The organism is Methylomonas sp. LWB, from assembly GCF_001856095.1.
Lineage (GTDB): Bacteria > Pseudomonadota > Gammaproteobacteria > Methylococcales > Methylomonadaceae > Methylomonas > Methylomonas koyamae_A.
This window is the reverse complement of the sequence record NZ_MKMC01000056.1, coordinates 237126-251628: the sequence shown is the minus strand read 5'-3', so window position 1 is coordinate 251628 and position 14503 is coordinate 237126. Positions and strand designations below refer to the sequence as shown.

Here is a 14503-nt window from a genome sequence, read left to right as displayed (position 1 = left end):
TCAAACCGTCCCGCGACGCGCTTTCGAAATGCTGCTTTCCAACGCCGCGCGCTGCTCGGCGATGCTGTCGCACAGCCGAAACTGCGCTAGGGCGCGCCGCAAGTTGTGCAACGGATCGCTCACCTTGAAATAGCGACTGCCGTCCAGATAATCGCTGAAAAATCGCAAACCCAGCTCGAACGGAATCAACCAGATGGCCGCATACAGGCTTTCGTCGGCGGCGGCATCGATAAGATCGCCGCAGACCGTCAAATAACCGCCGAGAACGCGCCTCGCGGTGGACAGATCGAAACGGTCGCCGTCCGTATGACAACAAGAGCGCAAACAATCGCCGATGTCGTAGTGCGGCAGGCCGGGTTTGACGGTATCCAGGTCGATCAGGCCGATAATGCTATCGCTACCGGGCCGGAACAGAAAATTATTGAGCTTGGGATCGCCGTGGATTACTCGCTCGACCAGCTCGCCGCGCTGTTTGGCTTGTTCCAGCACCGGAATAGCGGCGGCGTGGCGCTCGATATAAGCAACGCATTCACCAAAGTCGGCGTCGGCGGCCACCCGTAACGGCAGCTGGAGACGTTGCAGATACGTCTCGTAATAGGTCGGCGTAATGTGAAAGCCGGGCAAGGTATCGTGCAGCGCTTCGCCCGGCAAATCGGCGCATAAGCGGTGAAACCGGGCCAGCGCCTCGCCGACGGCTGTCGCTTCGGCCGGACGGCTGAGCGCCTCTCGGCTTTCCGACGGGCCAAGATACTCCAGGGCTCGCCAGCTAAATCCCTGATCGTCGATTAGAACGTCGGCGCCGTTCGCACCGGTCAACAAGCCCGGTACTTGCAAGCCGCTAGTTTCGGCGCACCGTGCGGCGTGAGCCGTCAGGCACCGCAAGTTGGCCATCACCCAATCGGGCCGAGCGAACACCTCGGAATTCAAGCGCTGCAGCACGAACCGCCCGGTTGCGGTTGCCGCCGCGTAAGTATCGTTGATCAGGCCATTGCCGAGCGATTCGACGGCCAACACCGACTGCCCGCCGGCAAAATGCTCGGCGATGCCGCGTAGGTTATTCACAAGCCGCCGAGTTGGCGGCGCAGGTCTTGCAGGGCCTGGCCGCGATGGCTGACGGCATTTTTTTGCTCGGGCGCCAGTTGCGCCGAAGAACTTGCGAAGGCCTCCACCCAAAACAACGGATCGTAGCCAAAGCCGTTGCCGCCGAGCGGTTCGCGTAGGATACGCCCTTCCCAAACGCCCTGAGCGACGATCGGGGTCGGATCGTCGGCATGACGCATGAACACCATTACGCAGACAAAGCGGGCCGTGCGCTGGTGGTCGGGCACAGCCGACAGAGCATCGAGCAACTTGGCGTTGTTGTCGCTATCCGACGCAGCCGCGCCGGCGTAGCGGGCCGACAGCACACCGGGCGCGCCGCCCAGCGCATCGACGACCAAGCCGGAGTCATCGGCGATGGCCGGCAACCCGCAATGCCGCGCGGCATTGCGCGCCTTGATGATGGCATTTTCGACGAAGGTCGAACCGGTTTCCTCCGGCTCGACGACCTGAAATTGCGATTGCGGCAGAATCAAATCGTTTTGCAAAATCGCCTGAATTTCCCGAATCTTGCCGGCATTACCACTGGCCAGCACGATGGAACTCATGCGGCGGCCGGCGTCTTGGCGGCTTGCAATGCCGCTGCTTGCTTGTCCAGTAACTCGCGTATGCCGAGTTCGGCCAGCTCCAGCATCGCATTCAGTTCGTCCTTGCGGAACGCATGCCCCTCGGCGGTGCCCTGAATTTCAATGAAAGCACCGGCATCGTTCATCACAACGTTCATGTCGGTTTCGGCCTGACTATCCTCGGCATAATCCAAATCCAGTACCGGCACGCCGCCGTAGATTCCGACCGAAACCGAGGCCACTTGGCCGTGCAGCGGATTTTTCTTGATTCGTTGGGTTTTCAGCATATGTTCGATGGCGATGGACAAGGCCACGAAGCCGCCGGTAATCGACGCAGTGCGCGTGCCGCCGTCGGCCTGCAACACATCGCAATCGATGGTGATCGTGTTTTCGCCCAAGGCTTTCAGGTCGATAGCGGCACGCAGCGACCGGCCGATCAAGCGTTGAATTTCCAGGGTACGCCCGCCCTGCTTGCCGCGACCGGCTTCGCGCTCCATCCGGCTGTGCGTGGAACGCGGCAACATACCGTATTCGGCGGTGATCCAGCCCTCGCCCTTGCCTTTCAGAAAGCGCGGCACGCTAGTGTCGACACTGGCGGTACACAAGACCCGAGTATCCCCGAACTCTACCAACACAGAGCCTTCGGCATGCTTGGTGTAATTGCAGGTAAAGCGTATTTCTCTCAGTTGCTCGGGGGTGCGTCCGCTGGGTCTCATCTGGATCTGCCTTGTCGTAAAATGGCGGGATTATACGCGCTGCTACCGAAGATTTCTTAGCGCCGCCCGGGCAGCAGAAGGTAGCCGGCCAACATTCCCGAGCCGAGTCTGTGATAATAGCCGCCTGTCGAATCGCTCAACGCCCTGTCCCGTTCATGCAACGCATCCATTATTACTACGCCGGCCTGGCCGGATTTTTCGGCCTGTTTTTGTTATTGATGGCCTGGCCCACGCTGCTGGCGCCGCCCAAGCACATTCCAACGGCACTGGTATTGTTGGTCAGCGCCGGTCCATTGCTGTTGCCGATGCGCGGCTTGTTAAACCGCGACCTGAAAAGCTGCACCTGGATGAGCTACCTGAGTTTGCCGTACTTCGCGCATGGCATTATCGAAGCCTATGTCGATCCGGCTAGCCGGACCTACGCACTGGCCGAGGTCGGCTTCAGCCTGTTACTGTGTTTCGGCGCGGGGCTTTACGTCTATAAAGCCGAGAAAATCAGAGGCTAGCCGCGATGCAAGTGCCGCTTCAGTTCGAATTCCAGAGCCATCAGACCTTCGCGAGCTATTACGCCGGCCAGAACGCCGAAATCGTCGGACAACTGCAAAGCTTGGCGGCACCGAACGGGGAACAGCAATTGTACATTTGGGGCGATACCGGCAGCGGCAAGAGCCATCTACTGCAGGCATGTTGCCAACACGCCAAGGCGATCGGCATGGACCCATTTTACCTGTGCCTGACCGCGGCCCGTCTGCCGCCGCCGGCCGTGCTGGAGGGCCTGGATGACATGGCGTTGGTTTGCCTGGATGACCTGCCTGTTTTAGCAGGGCGTGCCGATTGGCAGCAAGCTTTATTCAATTTCTACAATCGCCACCGCCAAAACGGAAACAAGCTGGTATTAGCCGCCGATTGTCCACCTAAATTTCTGCCTTTCGAATTACTGGATTTGAAAACCCGAATGGGTTGGGGACTGACGCTAAAAATCCAGAGTTTGCGCGACGATCAATTAATCGCGGCGTTAAATCACAAGGCGCATTTTCTGGGTTTCGACATTCCGGCATCGGTCGGACGGTTTTTACTGAACCACTACGTCCACGATTTGCCCGCGCTTTGGCTGCTATTAGACAAAATCGACCAAGCGACGCTGGCGGCGAAGCGCAAACTGACCGTGCCGTTCCTGAAACAAATTTTGGCGGGTGAGCTATGAGCAATAAAGTATTGGTGGTGGGCAGCGGCGCGATCGGCGGCTTTTACGGCGCCTTACTGGCCAAGGCCGGTGCCGACGTGACGATGACCTGCCGCTCGGATTTCGAGACCGTCAAACGGCGAGGCTTCCGAATCGACAGCCGGGAGCTGGGCAGTTGGCGGTTTTTTCCGCGGCGCCTGGTGCAACGCGCCGGCGAATACGGCGGCGAGCCGGATTTCCTGCTGCTGTGTACCAAGGTCAAACCCGATTTGGACCGGGCCGAATTGATTCGCGACGCGGTTGGCCCAAATACCGCGATCGTCTTCATTCAAAACGGCATCGACATCGAAGCGGAGTTGCAGGCCGCGTTTCCCGATAACGAACTGATCAGCGGCCTGGCCTTCGTTTGCTGTAACCGGATCGCACCGGGCGAAATTCAACATCTGGCCTACGGCCGGCTGCTGTTAGGCAATATGCCGAGCGGAGTCTCGGACAAAACCCGCCGCCTGGCGGACCTGTACCGGACCAGCGGCATTGAGGCCGAAACTTGCGAAGACATCGTCGGCGGCCGTTGGCAAAAATGCGTCTGGAACGCGCCGTTCAACCCGCTGTCGGTGCTGTCCGGCGGATTGGCGACTCAGACCATCCTGCAGAATCAGGAATCACTGGTCAGACGTATCATGACGGAAGTCCAAGCCATCGCCGAAGCCGCCGGCCATCCCCTGCCTGCCGACATTATCGAGCGAAATATCGCGATGACTCGAAGCATGCCGCCCTACAAAACCAGTATGTTGCTGGATTTCGAAACCGGCCAGAGTATGGAAACCGAGGCGATACTCGGCAATACTGTCCGCGCCGCCGAACGTTTGGGTTTGGATGTGCCTTGCCTGCAATCCTTATATGCGTTGATGCGCTTACGGGAACAACAGTCGGCGACGGGCCTGGGCGGAAAACACCCGTCACACAATTGACATTCCGTTTTTACCGATTTTTCGGTTAGAATGTGAAGATTTTCATTGACCTTGTCTTTGAAGAAGCCGCTCGCTGACTTCCAAGTTGCTTGGAAAGTGGAGTCCGGCCGCATACTTCGCTAGAACAGCAGCTATGTGACCCACTAAAACCGTGGCAATGGTGCTGGGGTTAAAGAATTTTTATGTCCATTTTTAGAGTATAACCATGACTGATCTATCGCTTTATAGAAACATCGGGATCTTCGCTCACGTCGATGCCGGTAAAACCACCACGACCGAGCGGATTTTGAAGCTGACCGGAAAAATCCACAAAATCGGCGAAGTACACGACGGTGCGGCGACCACAGACTTCATGGTGCAAGAGCAAGAACGCGGCATCACCATTCAATCGGCCGCGACCACCTGTATGTGGCCGGGTAGTACCAACCAATTTCCGCCGCACCGCTTCAACATCATCGACACCCCGGGCCACGTCGACTTTACGATCGAAGTGTATCGTTCGCTGAAAGTGTTGGACGGCGGTATCGGCGTATTCTGCGGCTCCGGCGGCGTTGAACCGCAATCGGAAACCAACTGGCGCTATGCGAACGACTCCAAAGTCGCTCGCGTTATCTATGTCAACAAACTGGACCGTTTGGGCGCGAACTTCTATCGCGTCGTCAAGCAAGTCGAGGACGTATTGGGTGCCAAACCAGTGGTTATGACCCTGCCGATCGGCGAGGAAGAAAACTTTGTCGGTGTGATCGACTTATTGACCCGCAAAGCCTGGATTTGGGATAACTCCGGCGACCCGTTGAAATATGAAATCCAAGACGTGCCGGCCGATATGGTCGAGCAAGTCGAAGAATGGCGCGCCAAACTGATCGACCAAGTCGCCGATCAAGACGACGACATCATGGAAAAATATCTGGAAGGCGAAGAGCCGACCATCGAAGAAATCAAAAAGTGTATCCGCAAGGGCACCATCGCGATGGATTTCTTCCCAACCTTTTGCGGCTCTTCGTTCAAAAACAAAGGCGTGCAATTGGTATTGGACGGCGTCGTCGAATACCTGCCGAACCCGACCGAAGTCAATCCGCAACCGGAAACCGACATCGAAGGCGTGCCAACCGGCGAACACGCGATTGTCGACCCCGAGCGCCCATTCCGCGGCCTGGTGTTCAAAATCATGGACGACCGTTTCGGTGCGCTGAACTTCGTACGTATTTACTCCGGCAAACTGAAAAAAGGCGACACCGTCTTGAACACCTACACCGGCAAAACCGAGCGGGTAGGCCGGATGGTGGAAATGCACGCCGACGACCGTAACGAAATCGAAACCGCGCAAGCCGGCGACATCGTCGCGCTGATCGGTTTGAAAAGCGTGCAAACCGGTCACACCTTGTGCGATCCTGACAAACCGGCCACATTGGAGCCGATGGTATTCCCTGACCCCGTTATCTCGATTGCGATTTCGCCGAAAGACAAGGGCAGCAACGAAAAAATGGGTATCGCGATCGGCAAAATGGTCGCCGAAGACCCGTCATTCCGCGTCGAAACCGACCAGGAATCCGGCGAAACCATCATCAAAGGCATGGGCGAGCTGCACTTGGATATTAAAGTGGACATCCTGAAACGGACCCACGGTGTCGAAGTGAACGTCGGTAAACCACAGGTGGCTTACCGCGAAACCATCACCAAACGTATCGAAGACGAATACGTCCACAAAAAACAATCCGGCGGTTCAGGCCAATACGCGAAAATCAACTACATCATCGAACCCGGCGAACCCGGCAGCGGCTTCCAATTCGAATCCTCGGTTGTCGGCGGTAACGTACCTCGCGAATACTGGCCAGCCGTCGAAAAAGGTTTCAAAGCCAGTATCGAGAAAGGTGTATTGGCGGGCTTCCCTTGCTTGGACTTCAAAGTCAACCTGACCGACGGTGCCTTCCACGCGGTTGACTCGTCATCCATCGCGTTCGAAATCGCCGCCCGCGCCGCGTATCGTCAATCGATTCCGAAAGCCGGTCCGCAATTGCTGGAACCAATCATGAAAGTCGACGTGTTCACACCGGAAGCACACGTGGGCGACGTGATCGGCGACTTGAACCGCCGCCGCGGCATGATCAAATCCCAAGATCCAGGCGTCACCGGCGTTCGCATCAAAGCGGACGTACCGCTGAGCGACATGTTCGGTTACATCGGCGACTTGCGGACGATGACCTCCGGTCGCGGCCAATTCTCGATGGAATTCTCGCATTACATCGCCTGCCCGAAAAACGTGGCCGACGAAGTGATCAAGGAAGTCAACGAACGCAACAAAAACAAAGACAAGTAAACAGTGGGGCTGCCCCGAGACCGCAAGGTCTCCGAGCAGCCTTTTTTGCGATTTGGCCGCCTGTCTTTCAGGCGTCTCTTTAACGATAAAGCTTGCGCGATGTACGTCAGCTTAATCCCGCACCCCACTTTGGGAGAACACTATGGCATTTGTAATTACCGAAAACTGCATCAAATGCAAATATACCGATTGCGTCGACGTATGCCCTGTCGACTGCTTTCACGAAGGACCCAATTTTCTGGTTATCGATCCGGACGAATGCATCGATTGCACGCTGTGCGAACCGGAATGCCCGGCCGGTGCGATTCACGCCGAAGATGAGCTGCCGGAAGGCCAAGAGCACTTCGCGGCGTTGAACGCCGAATTGGCCAAAACCTGGCCGTTGATCACAGAAGTCAAGGACGCGATGCCGGACGCCGACGAATGGAACGGCAAGCCGGACAAATTTAAATTGCTGGAAAAATAATCCGTTACGGGATACAGGGAGCGCCGCGACATCGCTGGCGCTCCCCGCCAACAACGTAGGCTAACGCTTTAAAGCATCAAATCTCGCCTTTCTCGACGACCGGCATGATCCAATAATGGATACCCGAGCCGGCGAACTCCGCCTTTAAGCGCTCCAAAAGCGCGGAAATCACAATTTTTTCCGAGTAAATCTGAAAACTGGTATTTCTGGGCTCTGCTTCGTCATGCTCGCTGGGCAGCTTGACGATTTTGTGACTGGCCGCGTCCCCGTTCAAGCGCATGGTTTCGAACTCGTCCAAACACTCCATCACCGCCGCTTCCATATCGCCGGGCACGACAAACGAAATCGAAAATTGCTGATGCTGTAGCGTGTTGACAAAGTCGTCCTCGCTATTGAATCGATCCGACGCATTTTTGACGACTTGCAGAAATTTGCCGCGCCGCCGGTCTCCCTTGCGTTTTTCGACAAATTCATTATCGGCTCGCTGATGCTGCCGGGGATCGTTATACCAACTGCGATGGTAATAAGGTCTAACGACCACCATCCGGCCGTTAAAGCGCCGGTTTTTCAAACCCTTGATGACCCGCTGCACGGTCAACTCCGAATCCAGCGTCACCAAGCCGTGATACTCCATGGAACCGAAGCGACTGTCTTGCAGTGCCAGAATCTGCACGTCCACTATCCGGCCCGGCTTCAGGAAAAAGCCGCTTTTCAAGGCCGGACTAATGAATTCGGTAATTTCAGAGTGTCTGGTGTTGGCCGGAATTCTTCTCAGAAATATGTTCATCGGTTCGCTTGCAAAGTGACAGGGTCGGTTTTTTAAACATACGAGACAACTGTAGCATTCCGTACTGAATTCTGCATACCTCGCGGTCAGATTTTTCCGCGCTCCAATGCCGGCAACAACCAATACTTTAAGCCGGCGCCCGCGAAGTCCGCTTTTAGCTTAGTCAATAACCCGGAAATGTTGGTTTTTTCGATAAAAATTTGAAAGCGGACCTTGCGCCGATAACCGCTGACCTGCTCGGCCAGCGACAGGCCCTGGTCGTCCGCGTCGTGGATATTCGCCGGCATACAGGAAAAACTTTGCCGCCACGCCAACGCCAATAAAAAGTCCACGAATTGCTCCTCCAAATCCGGTGGAACGTCGACCATTAGCAGATAAGCCTCATGATTCATTCAGCGGTCTCCTCGCCGCGCCCGTAAGCACGATACAGTATTGGCAACAAAATCAGCGTGAGTAGCGTCGACGACACCAGCCCTCCGGTGACCACGATGGCCAAGGGCCGTTGCACTTCCGAGCCAGGCCCCGAGGCGAACAATAGCGGAATCAAGCCGAACGCGGCGATACTAGCCGTCATTAGCACCGGACGCAGCCTACGGCAAGAACCGACAATCACGACGCGCGACAATTCCATACCGGTCGCGCATAGCTGATTAAAGTAACTGACCATCACCACGCCATTCAATACCGCGATACCGAGCAGCGCGATAAAACCCACCGAGGCCGGCACCGACAAATATTCCCCGGATAACCACAGTCCGAACACGCCGCCCACCATCGCCAACGGAATGTTAGACAACACCAGTAAGGCTTGCCGCACCGAACCGAAGGTCGAAAACAGTAATAGGAAGATCAAGCCAAGGGCCAACGGGATCACCAAACCGAGCCGGGCTGCGGCGCGTTGTTGGTTCTCGAACTGACCGCCGAATTCGACGTGAAAACCGGTCGGCAGTCGGACACGTTCCGCGACCGTCTTGCGAGCCTCTTCGACGAAACCGACCAGATCGCGCTCTTCGACATTGCAGCGAATCACGACAAAGCGCTGGCCTTTTTCCCGATCTATCGACACCACGCCTTCTACCGCTTCGATTTTCGCTACCGCCGAAATCGGTATGTGGCTGCCGCTCGGCAGCGTGATTTGCAAATTATCGAAATTCGCGGTGTTGCTGGCGCCGCGCAGTAACAGAGGTGTGCGCTTGACGCCTTCTTGAACGATGCCGAGCTGCAAACCTTCTATCTGCGCTCTGAGCAGATTCTCGATGCCTTCGGCATCCAAACCGTAACGACCGGCGGCTGACCGGTCGATTTTCAATTGCAGAAATTGCATGCCTTCGTTCTTGCGAGTGAAGACGTCGCTGGCGCCGGGTATTGTCTTCAATACCGCTTCGATTTCCTCCGCCTTATGATTCAACACGTTCAGATCACTGCCGAACAACTTGATCGCCACGTCGCCGCGCGTGCCGGTCAACATCTCGGAAACCCGCATTTCGATGGGCTGGGTAAAGCCGAACGCGATACCCGGCGTGTGCGGCATGACCTTGCGGATTTCCTCGATCAGCGCTTCCTTGGTATGCATCCGCCATTCGGCTTTCGGTTTCAGAATTAAAAAGGTATCCGTGTCGTTGAGGCTCATCGGATCCAAACCCAATTCGTCGGTGCCGACCCTGGACACCACGTGAGCCACTTCCGGAACATGCTCGAGAATGTTTTTCTGCACCCGCACATCCAGCGCCACCGAATCCGCCAACGTAATCGACGGCAATTTTTCGAGTTGCACGATAATGTCGCCTTCGTCCATCGTCGGTATGAAAGTGCTGCCGATTCGACTGAAAACCAGTAGCGTTGCCAGCAACAATCCTCCCGCAACGATAAACACCGTTTTGGCGTTCGCCAAACACCACGCCAACACCGGCTGATACAAAGCCAGTAATTTACGCGGCAGCCAAGGCTCTTCGTGCGACACATTCTTCAACAGAAACGAGGCCAACACCGGAATCACCGTCAGCGACAACAACAAGGAACCGCTCAGCGCGAACACGATCGTCATCGCGACCGGGCCGAACAATTTGCCTTCCAGCCCTTGCAGCGTCAACAACGGCAAAAATACGATGACAATGATCAGGATGCCCGACGTCACCGGCGCGGCGACTTCCCGGGTCGCCCGATAAATCAGGTGCAGGCGCGGCAAACGCTCGGCTTTACGATGGTCGGCGAGTTGGGTAATGATGTTTTCGACAACCACGACGGCACCGTCCACCAGCATGCCGATCGCAATCGCCAAGCCGCCCAGACTCATTAGATTGGCCGACATGCCGAAGGCCTGCATCAGGATAAACGTAATCAGCGCCGCCATCGGCAGTGCCAAGGCCACGGTCACCGCGGCCCGCAAATCGCCCAGAAACACAATCAGCAGAATTACGACCAGGACGATCGCTTCGAGTAGCGCCTGGGATACGGTCGCGACCGCCTTGCCGACCAACACGCCCCGGTTGTAAAACACATTGATCCTGACGCCTTCAGGCAAACTGGGCTGCAATTGCCCCAATTTTTCCTCTAGCAGCGCGATGGTCTGCCGAGCATTGGCGCCGCGCAAGCCCAGCACCACCGCGGTGACCGCCTCGCCGACCCCATCCTTGCTGACCGCGCCGTAACGAGTCAGCGCGCCTATCCTGATTTCGGCGACGTCTTCGATTTTGACCGGCAGACCGTCGCGCTCGGCGACCACGATCGTCGCGATGTCGTGCTCGTCGCGAATCCGGCCTTCCGCACGGACGATCAGTGCCTCCTCGCCCTCGGTCAAGCGCCCCGCGCCATCGTTGGCATTGTTTTTCTTCAAGGCCGCGCTGAGTTGTGCGATGTCGATATGGCGTGCCGCCATTCGAATGTTGTCCGGCACCACTTCGAAACTGCGAACCTCGCCGCCCAAGGCGTTGACATCCGCCACGCCCTTAACGGTCCGCAAGGCCGGCCGTATCGTCCAATCGAGCAGCTCGCGGCGCTGCATCAGAGTCAAATCGCCGCCTTCGATCGCGAACATGAACATCTCGCCGAGCGGCGTCGTCATTGGCGCGATACCGCCCTGAATCCCTTCCGGCAAGTTGCCCCAAATCCCGTTCAGCCGCTCCGCCACCTGTTGCCGCGCCCAATAAATATCGGTGCCTTCCTCGAAATCGAGCGTAATATCGGTGATCGCGTACTTGGCTAGCGAGCGCAGCATGACTTGGTGGGGAATGCCCAGCAACTCGACTTCGACGGGCGCGGTAATTCTGGCTTCGACCTCTTCCGGTGTCATGCCGTTGGCCTTGACGATAATTTTGACCTGAGTTGGCGACACCTCCGGAAACGCGTCGATCGGGATATTGGTGAACGCGTAATAGCCGCCGCCGGTCAGCAACGCGACCGCCAGCATGACCAACAGGCGCTGGATCAGCGCAAAGCGGATCAAGCCGGCCATTATTCGTCGCCCCCTAAACCCAACCAGTTAGCCTTCAACGCCACCGCGCCCTTGACGGCTATTTGCTCGTTACCGGTCAACGGGCCGTTAACCAAAGTCACATCGGCTTGTTTACCAGCCACGCTGACCTCGGTCACCGCGAAGCCTTCGGCATTGCGCACGAATACATAACTATGGCCTTCGTTTTGCGCCAACGCGGTATTCGGTACCCGGAAACCGGTCTGACCACCGCCCAGCAGTTTGACGTTGACGCTTTGACCGACGCGTAAGCCCTCGGCCTTGCCATCGAGCACGGCCCGGGCGGCGACGGTTTGGTTATCTCGGTTGACGCTTTGGCCCAGCAAAGCAACGCGGGCGACGATACCGCTATCTTCGACGCCGACGCTGTCGCCAATCTTGACCTGCCCCATCCGTTCTTGCGGAATATTGATTTCCAGCCACAATTGCGAGAGATCGGCGACCCGGAACAGCGGCGTCTGCATATCCAATCGACTGCCCAACACCACCAGCCGTTCCAATACCACGCCATCCAGCGGAGAGCGGATCGCCAGTTGGTTATTCAAGCGCTTGGTTTTCGCCAGTTGCTTAATTTCGCCAACCGACATGCCCGCAAGCTCGAGCAATTGTCTGGTTTCATCGGCCTTGGCCGATTTGCTGCCATGCAACACTTCGGTTTCTTGCAAACGCCGTTCGGCGATCACGCCTTCCTGCAATAACTTTTGGTCGCGCCCTTGCTCGATATCGGCCAAATTATGCTCGCTACCGGCCGTCAAATAAGCCTGTTGCAAACCAACCAACTCCGGGCTGTTCAACGTGGCCAGCACCTGCCCCTTGACCACCCGATCGCCGATATTGACGTGAATTTTAGTGACCAGACCCGCCACGCTGCTGGCGACCAGCGCTTCGCGATCGGCCGGCACAGTCACGCGCGCCGGCGCGTAAAACAGCGGGATGTCCGAGCCGGCGGCAAGAGGCGCCACTCGCACATCCAGATTGTCGATTTGCTGTTGGGACATGCGAATTTGCGAGAGTTCCGCGCTCGCTTGTCCGCAAAACACGATAAAAAGACCGTACAAAAACATCAATCTCACGGTGCTACTCCTACTGCCTGATTATAAAAGGCGATATTGCGTTCCAACTTGACCTCTTGCAGCTTGGCGTTACGAATCGCCTCCAAGGCTCTGGCTTGAATTTTTAACAAATCCAGCAGGTTGATCTCGCCGGCCGAGAAACTGATCTCGGTCATCTTCAAATGGGTTTCGGCGATGTCTTTCAGTTCGTTGGCAATGGCCAATTCCGCGCGGGTCACTTCCAGGGCATGCTCGGCTTCGTGCAAATTCTTTTCGAGCTGCCGGTACAAATGTTCGCGTTGGGCCATCGCATTGTTCAACTCCAGATTAGCCTTGGCGATTTCCGGCGCGTTGTAAGCATCGCCACCAAACAGCATGACGACGTTCACGCCCACGCTTTCGACATTCTGCCCGCCCCGGCCGTCGCGTTGGCTCTTTGCGCCTACGCCTAGTTTCGGCTGGTTGATCGGATCGGTCGTGCGTATCCATTCAACCTCGGCGCGCCGCCGCTCGATGATGGCGTTGATGGCATCCAACATCGGATGATCGTTGGCGACCGTGGTAATCTCGCTCTGGCGTTCGCGATAGCTACTCGGCACCTTGGTCAGTGTCGTGAGATTGGTGTAGGCCTTGCGGCTGTGCATGACTTCGGCTTCCGCCTGCGTCACCAGCGCCCGATTTTGCAAATATTCGCCCTTGGCCAAAAGCAAGTCGGCGCGCGGCAAATCGCCCAGCTCGACCCGGCGCTCGACCTTTTTCATCAATTGCTCGGAGATCGACAGCGCGTTTTGCGCCTGCTGCAAGCCGATGTTGGCAATTTCCATATTCCACAAGGCATCGCGCACCAGCCGAACGACTTCCAACTTAACCGCTGCCAGTTGTTTTTGCGCGGCCGCGCCGGCGCGATCCGCCACGACCTGACCCGCTTCGCGCTGCCCCCATTTCCAGGTGGTGATCTCCACTTGGGCCGACGCTTCCCGCGAACCCAGATCGTCGGCGATCCGGTCGTCCATGTAACCCAATTGCAAGGCGGTGGAACCCGCCACCCAGCTGTCGCTACGCTCGGTCAGAGCCTCGGCCTCCTGGCTCAAGGCCTCGCTGATCAAGCGGTCGGGGTATTTTTCCAAGGTTTGTTCGATCAAGCCCGGTAAACTCAGTTGAGGATCGGTTTCTATCGGATCGAGATGCTCGACGATCATCGGCCCCGCCGACATTGCGTGAACGGGCGGCGGTAACTCAGTGGCCGGCGGCTCCGCCCAACACGCGCCAGCTGACAACAACGCGCCGAACAACGCGTTTGGAATATGACGAAATCCGGTCATATTTTTCTCCGAAAATGTAGGTATGCAGAAATCCAGAATACCCGATTTGAAACGGGTGAGCGCCAAAATACCGAGCTTGGCCGAAGCAAGCCGGACGTCAGCGCGACGTTTGACTAATCAACAGGGAGGCGCGCGAGAAGAATGGAGACTAACACCGGGCTGGATGAGTTCCGGAGGGGGATCGAGACGACGGAATACCAAAGTCGCAGACGCTAGCGGTGCTGGGCCGAATATCGACGTGTCGAACGCATGGGAAAGGTTATCGGCGTAAAATAACGGTAAATTGAGCTTAATTGCCGAACCGACTTCAACCACGGCACTTTGCGCATGGAGCTCGTGATGGATATGGGCCAGCACTTCGTCGGCGTTCGCGGCACGCCATTGCTCGAATTCATGCAAATGCCAGCCGCCGACACCGCCTTCATCGCCGACATGCGCATGCACCAGCGGGGCTACCAATTGCAGCAACACCAAAAACACCACGAGAAACCGACGCAAGAATGCAACCATTTTAATGTTTAATACTCTGTATGATGGCGGATTCAGGTAAGCTCGG

At 56.8% G+C, this 14503-nt stretch carries 14 protein-coding genes; 5 read left to right on the top strand and 9 right to left on the bottom strand.

The window, feature by feature from the left end; all coding sequences use genetic code 11:
- The 3 genes from BJL95_RS19280 to rph are packed head-to-tail and all read right to left on the bottom strand — an operon-like array spanning position 1 to position 2380.
- Complete coding sequence (locus tag BJL95_RS19280; RefSeq protein WP_071160268.1) at positions 1–1062, bottom strand: phosphotransferase enzyme family protein; 1062 nt, start codon at positions 1060–1062, stop codon at positions 1–3.
- Positions 1059–1646 carry an RdgB/HAM1 family non-canonical purine NTP pyrophosphatase gene (gene rdgB / locus BJL95_RS19275; protein WP_071160266.1) on the bottom strand — a complete coding sequence of 196 codons (588 nt, stop codon included), beginning with the start codon at positions 1644–1646 and terminating at the stop codon, positions 1059–1061. The genes BJL95_RS19280 and rdgB overlap by 4 nt, the downstream gene beginning before the upstream one ends.
- The gene (rph, locus tag BJL95_RS19270) at positions 1643–2380 is read right to left on the bottom strand and encodes a ribonuclease PH (protein WP_064025309.1); all 738 of its coding nucleotides are present in this window, start codon (positions 2378–2380) and stop codon (positions 1643–1645) included. The genes rdgB and rph overlap by 4 nt, the downstream gene beginning before the upstream one ends.
- A 155-nt stretch (positions 2381–2535) precedes the next feature.
- Here rph and BJL95_RS19265 point away from each other — a divergent pair, with 155 nt between their 5' ends.
- The 5 genes from BJL95_RS19265 to fdxA all read left to right on the top strand — a co-directional run bounded on the left by BJL95_RS19265 (position 2536) and on the right by fdxA (position 7317).
- Positions 2536–2886, top strand: a complete 351-nt coding sequence (locus tag BJL95_RS19265) for a DUF2069 domain-containing protein (protein WP_071160264.1) — start codon at positions 2536–2538, stop codon at positions 2884–2886.
- Positions 2887–2891: 5 nt separating this feature from the next.
- Positions 2892–3584 carry a DnaA regulatory inactivator Hda gene (gene hda, locus BJL95_RS19260; protein WP_071160262.1) on the top strand — a complete coding sequence of 231 codons (693 nt, stop codon included), beginning with the start codon at positions 2892–2894 and terminating at the stop codon, positions 3582–3584.
- A complete protein-coding gene (locus BJL95_RS19255; protein ID WP_071160260.1) occupies positions 3581–4534 on the top strand; it encodes a ketopantoate reductase family protein in 954 nt (317 codons plus the stop codon). The genes hda and BJL95_RS19255 overlap by 4 nt, the downstream gene beginning before the upstream one ends.
- 205 nt (positions 4535–4739) lie before the next feature.
- Entirely contained in the window at positions 4740–6851 is a 2112-nt protein-coding gene (fusA, locus tag BJL95_RS19250) for an elongation factor G (protein WP_071160258.1), read from the top strand.
- Positions 6852–6993: 142 nt separating this feature from the next.
- Complete coding sequence (fdxA, locus tag BJL95_RS19245; RefSeq protein WP_064025319.1) at positions 6994–7317, top strand: ferredoxin FdxA; 324 nt, start codon at positions 6994–6996, stop codon at positions 7315–7317.
- Between the two features lie 76 nt (positions 7318–7393).
- Here fdxA and BJL95_RS19240 read toward each other — a convergent pair whose 3' ends face one another.
- From BJL95_RS19240 to BJL95_RS24860, 6 genes are all read right to left on the bottom strand, one after another.
- Positions 7394–8104 carry a DUF3240 family protein gene (locus tag BJL95_RS19240; RefSeq protein WP_064025322.1) on the bottom strand — a complete coding sequence of 237 codons (711 nt, stop codon included), beginning with the start codon at positions 8102–8104 and terminating at the stop codon, positions 7394–7396.
- A gap of 86 nt (positions 8105–8190) precedes the next feature.
- Complete coding sequence (locus BJL95_RS19235) at positions 8191–8496, bottom strand: DUF3240 family protein (RefSeq protein WP_064025324.1); 306 nt, start codon at positions 8494–8496, stop codon at positions 8191–8193.
- A complete protein-coding gene (locus BJL95_RS19230) occupies positions 8493–11555 on the bottom strand; it encodes an efflux RND transporter permease subunit (protein ID WP_071160256.1) in 3063 nt (1020 codons plus the stop codon). The genes BJL95_RS19235 and BJL95_RS19230 overlap by 4 nt, the downstream gene beginning before the upstream one ends.
- Positions 11555–12637, bottom strand: a complete 1083-nt coding sequence (locus BJL95_RS19225; RefSeq protein WP_071160254.1) for an efflux RND transporter periplasmic adaptor subunit — start codon at positions 12635–12637, stop codon at positions 11555–11557. The genes BJL95_RS19230 and BJL95_RS19225 overlap by 1 nt, the downstream gene beginning before the upstream one ends.
- Positions 12638–12642: 5 nt before the next feature.
- The gene (locus BJL95_RS19220; RefSeq protein ID WP_064025330.1) at positions 12643–13947 is read right to left on the bottom strand and encodes a TolC family protein; all 1305 of its coding nucleotides are present in this window, start codon (positions 13945–13947) and stop codon (positions 12643–12645) included.
- A 117-nt stretch (positions 13948–14064) separates the two neighbouring features.
- The gene (locus tag BJL95_RS24860) at positions 14065–14457 is read right to left on the bottom strand and encodes a hypothetical protein (RefSeq protein ID WP_139306336.1); all 393 of its coding nucleotides are present in this window, start codon (positions 14455–14457) and stop codon (positions 14065–14067) included.
- Positions 14458–14503: the final 46 nt, after the last annotated feature.

Bases quoted from the DNA above. Each gene is read 5' to 3' on its own strand.
- rdgB (WP_071160266.1), bottom strand. From the start codon at position 1,646: ATGAGTTCCATCGTGCTGGCCAGTGGTAATGCCGGCAAGATTCGGGAA.
- rph (WP_064025309.1), bottom strand. From the start codon at position 2,380: ATGAGACCCAGCGGACGCACCCCCGAGCAACTGAGAGAAATACGCTTT.
- BJL95_RS19265 (WP_071160264.1), top strand. From the start codon at position 2,536: ATGCAACGCATCCATTATTACTACGCCGGCCTGGCCGGATTTTTCGGC.
- hda (WP_071160262.1), top strand. From the start codon at position 2,892: ATGCAAGTGCCGCTTCAGTTCGAATTCCAGAGCCATCAGACCTTCGCG.
- BJL95_RS19255 (WP_071160260.1), top strand. From the start codon at position 3,581: ATGAGCAATAAAGTATTGGTGGTGGGCAGCGGCGCGATCGGCGGCTTT.
- fusA (WP_071160258.1), top strand. From the start codon at position 4,740: ATGACTGATCTATCGCTTTATAGAAACATCGGGATCTTCGCTCACGTC.
- fdxA (WP_064025319.1), top strand. From the start codon at position 6,994: ATGGCATTTGTAATTACCGAAAACTGCATCAAATGCAAATATACCGAT.
- BJL95_RS19240 (WP_064025322.1), bottom strand. From the start codon at position 8,104: ATGAACATATTTCTGAGAAGAATTCCGGCCAACACCAGACACTCTGAA.
- BJL95_RS19235 (WP_064025324.1), bottom strand. From the start codon at position 8,496: ATGAATCATGAGGCTTATCTGCTAATGGTCGACGTTCCACCGGATTTG.
- BJL95_RS19230 (WP_071160256.1), bottom strand. From the start codon at position 11,555: ATGGCCGGCTTGATCCGCTTTGCGCTGATCCAGCGCCTGTTGGTCATG.
- BJL95_RS19225 (WP_071160254.1), bottom strand. From the start codon at position 12,637: ATGTTTTTGTACGGTCTTTTTATCGTGTTTTGCGGACAAGCGAGCGCG.
- BJL95_RS19220 (WP_064025330.1), bottom strand. From the start codon at position 13,947: ATGACCGGATTTCGTCATATTCCAAACGCGTTGTTCGGCGCGTTGTTG.
- BJL95_RS24860 (WP_139306336.1), bottom strand. From the start codon at position 14,457: ATGGTTGCATTCTTGCGTCGGTTTCTCGTGGTGTTTTTGGTGTTGCTG.